This is a genomic window from Bacillus cereus group sp. BfR-BA-01310 (assembly GCF_022664325.1).
GTDB lineage: Bacteria > Bacillota > Bacilli > Bacillales > Bacillaceae_G > Bacillus_A > Bacillus_A paramycoides.
This window is the reverse complement of record NZ_JAKUHD010000065.1, coordinates 1-3,859: the sequence shown is the minus strand read 5'-3', so window position 1 is coordinate 3,859 and position 3,859 is coordinate 1. Positions and strand designations below refer to the sequence as shown.

The window sequence follows — 3,859 nt, the reverse complement described above, 5'->3', positions numbered from 1 at the left end:
TCTTTAAATGTTAATCCTTCGATTACAATAATATCGTGTGCAAATAGTGTTTTATGGGTTGGGTGACCTTCTTGGGCACGTTCAACACCTAATGCATCAATGCCCACACCGCGAATACCTTTTTCAGCAAGCCGTTTCGCACCGCTTTCAGCTAAATAAATAAAATCGAAGTTAAATCCTTCATCAAAGGAGTTCTTTGTTTTAAATAAAACAAAATCCCCTTTTTGAATATCGAAATCTTTCAGGTCTTCAGCAGTAATGCCACCATCAACATGTGTCAGGTCAAAAACCTTTGCTTCGCCTACTAATTTCTCAATATCAAGTGTTTCAAACGTGTCTCCGTCATTTATCATATGCAAAGGCGCATCAATATGCGTTCCTGTATGAGCATCCATTTTTAATGTGGATTCTGTTACATGACCGTTTGTAACTTTGGAAAGTTGAGGCTGTTTTTCCGATTTGTTTTTATATACAGGCATTCCTTCGTAAATAGGTACTGTAATATCATATACTTTTTTCAGAAGAATTCCCCCTTGATTAGATTGAGTAGTCATTATCATCTGAAATAGGCCACCAATGGAAGTTGTTTTCCACAAGTAAATCATCAGAAGCTTGCGGTCCCATTGATCCTGATTCGTAAGTAAGTAAATCTGTTGATACATCCTTTTGCCATGCTTTAGAAATAACATCAACAAATTTCCATGATAATGCTACTTCATCCCAGTGAGTGAAGTTTGTTGCATCGCCTTGAGTTGCATCATATAGAAGTTTCTCGTAAGCTTCTGGTGTATTTACTCCGTCCACGCAGTCAATGCAGTAATCAAGCTTAAATGGTGTTGTTTTTTCAGAAGTACCAATTTTTTTACCGTTTAAAACAAGAGAAACCCCCTCATCCGGCTGAATATGAATAATAAGCAGGTTTGGATGAATGTTGTTTTCTGATTTAGAATATAAGTTCATTGGCAATTCTTTAAACTGAATGACGATTTTTGTTGATTTTTCTTGCATGCGTTTACCTGTACGAATGTAGAACGGCACACCTGCCCAGCGGAAATTGTCTATTAATAATTTACCTGCCACAAATGTTTCTGTTCTTGAGTTTGGATCCACTTTACTTTCGCTTCTGTATCCAGGAACTTCTTTTCCATGGATTGTTCCTGATCCATACTGACTTCGTACAAAATATTGATCAACTTCTTCTACTGTTATTGGTCGAAGTGCGCGCAATACTTTAATTTTTTCGCTTCGGATTTCTTCTGTTGTTAAACGAATTGGCGGTTCCATCGCCAGTAAAGCAACCATTTGTACCATATGATTTTGTACCATATCTCTTAAAGCACCGGAATGGTCATAGTAACCACCGCGGTCCTCTACACCTAAAGATTCACTGGATGTAATTTGAATATTAGAGATGTACTTATTGTTCCATAGTGATTCAAATATTGCATTTGCAAAACGAATGACACCAATATTTTGAACCATTTCTTTTCCTAGATAATGGTCAATGCGATAAATCTCATCTTCCGAAAATGCTTGACGAAGTTTTTCGTTTAATTTTTGTGCGGATGGCAAGTCATGTCCAAAAGGTTTTTCAATAATCAATCGATTCCAACCGTTTGAGTTTGTCACACCTTCTGATTTCAAGTAAGAAGCGATTGTTCCGAAAAATTCAGGAGCCATTGCCATATAATACATTCTGTTTCCTGGAATATTGAATTGTTCTTCTAGGTTAGTAAGTAACGTATTCAAATCTTGGTATGAAGCGGTATTCGTAACATCAAACGCTAAGTATCGGAAATGAGTTAAAAATTCATCTAAATCATTCCCTGGTTTAATTTTTGATTCTTGAATAGAGGAAAATACATTTTCACGAAATACCTCATCACTCCATTCACGTCTTGCCACACCAACAACAGCAAAATTTTTAGAGAGCTGTCCTTTTTTATATAGGCTATATATAGAAGGGAATAATTTTCTCTTTGCTAAATCGCCTGTTGCTCCAAATATAACCATAGTGCAATGTGTATTGTCGTTTTTGTTCACTGGGTACCCTCACCTTTATTAATGTATAAATAGTATCTTAGAAGAGTTTAACATAATTCGAAAGAAGTCTCCTACTTTTAAGTATGCGTAAGAAAGCAAGAATAAATCTTTTAAATTATTTTAGGGTGAAGATTATAGAAAATCAAAAGAAGAGCATGAAATCATTCATACAATGTAATGTAGTATTACCTATAGAAAGTTATCTTCATTTTTGAGCATATGGATTGCTGCCCTTCTTTGTCTTAAAACTTTGCACGTGGCAGGAAAGGGCCCTGACCGCTTCTATGCATGGCAGTCCCTCCCAGGCCATGTGGCGGTCCCCCAATTAGTGATTAAAACCATAAAAAATAGGCGTATCAAGCAAAGTGCTAATACACCTTAAAACTACATTATTAAATAACATGTGTTGTCGTGTAGTATATCTTATATATCTTATATATCTTTAATTACTTTAGATTCAGTATCACATATTAGACTTCAGTTCTTTTTGTGGGACCTTATAATACATTTTTTATTTAACTCGACCATATCCTGCAATATATTTACTCCAATACGTACTATTTAAGCTAGCCTCACCAACTCCGGAATTACTAGCATTATAAAACTTGTTATCACTAATATACATACCAACGTGAGTAATACCTGATTTGCCTGGAACCGTTCCTTTAAAGAAAACTAAATCTCCTGGTTGAAGAGCCTTTCTTTCGATACGTGTAGTACTAGTGTATTGATCTTGCGATGTGCGTGGTAATTTAATCCCCTGTGTTCCATATCCCCATTGCATTAATCCCGAACAATCAAATCCAGTTTGAGGACTATTCCCACCATATTTATAAGGTGTGCCATCATATTTTTTCATAGCTGAATAGACTTTGCTAAATTGGTTCGCAGTTATTGAATTTTTTGTGGAAGCTGATATAGATTGTATTGTATTTCCCTTTTGAGAAACACTATCAAGTTCATCTGCAGAGGCAAAACTACCACCCGATCCTAGTATGACACCTAACGTTAATGCCCCAATAATAATTTTCTTCATAAATTTCTCCTCCTATAATCTTTTGTAAGAATTTATTCTTCTCATCTAATAGATTAATCGGTATATACAGAGAAATAAATGTATGGAATTAGACAGTATTCTACATATTTTTTATGTTTTGTATTTTTATTCATATTTTATTTTACTATCTTTATTTAACGTAATAAATTGAGGGGGTAGATTCATGATTTATGCAATAAAAGTATAAAAATTAATAATCGTAATATTAAGATGTAAGTTGAGAAATGTAGATAACTATTTATGGAACGATATTCATGAAATAGTCGTATATTATTCTTCACTCAGTATTAATCCCCCTCAAAATAAACTGTAGATTTAGAATAAAGTTTAATCAGAAATGTTTTACAACTCATTATTTGATAAAAGACAAAAGGAATCCATTTTGAAAAAAGATTGATCAAAACAGATTCCTACTTTATAAAGCATTATACAATTTTTATAAAAAAGTTTGAAAATTGTTGTTATCCTTGCTCAATTAAAGCGCCCTTTAATTGAATAAGGATCTTTTGTTTATTTGTATATTGCTAGGAAATTATCATTTCATTTGTGAATAAGACTACGTACTGATTTATGCTAAAAAACAGGATTCGATCCTATAACGACAGTGGCGTCTAGTTCCTCGTCTCTAGCCACTTTCGTGGTAAGCCCAGCACCAGCAAAGATTTCAGAGGTCTGAGTTGCCTGCATTTCGCTCGTCTCTATTAAAAGATGTCCTCCCGGTGCTAGCCAGAGAATTGCTTCTTTTGCTACTCTTCGCTG

General features: G+C 34.5%; 3 protein-coding genes and 1 pseudogene. All 4 read right to left on the bottom strand.

All coding sequences use genetic code 11. The features are described 5' to 3' along the window. A partial coding sequence (locus MR109_RS29475) for a cyclase family protein (protein ID WP_242274842.1) occupies window positions 1-560 on the bottom strand: 560 nt, incomplete at its 3' end. Beyond that, the gene (gene zwf / locus MR109_RS29470; protein WP_242274843.1) at window positions 538-2,013 is read right to left on the bottom strand and encodes a glucose-6-phosphate dehydrogenase; all 1,476 of its coding nucleotides are present in this window, start codon (window positions 2,011-2,013) and stop codon (window positions 538-540) included. The genes MR109_RS29475 and zwf, both read right to left, overlap by 23 nt. Before the next feature lie 541 nt (window positions 2,014-2,554). Next, the gene (locus MR109_RS29465) at window positions 2,555-3,079 is read right to left on the bottom strand and encodes a C40 family peptidase (protein WP_242274841.1); all 525 of its coding nucleotides are present in this window, start codon (window positions 3,077-3,079) and stop codon (window positions 2,555-2,557) included. Window positions 3,080-3,673: 594 nt separating this feature from the next. Continuing rightward, window positions 3,674-3,859, bottom strand: a pseudogene (locus MR109_RS29460) (putative protein N(5)-glutamine methyltransferase); the annotation flags it as partial.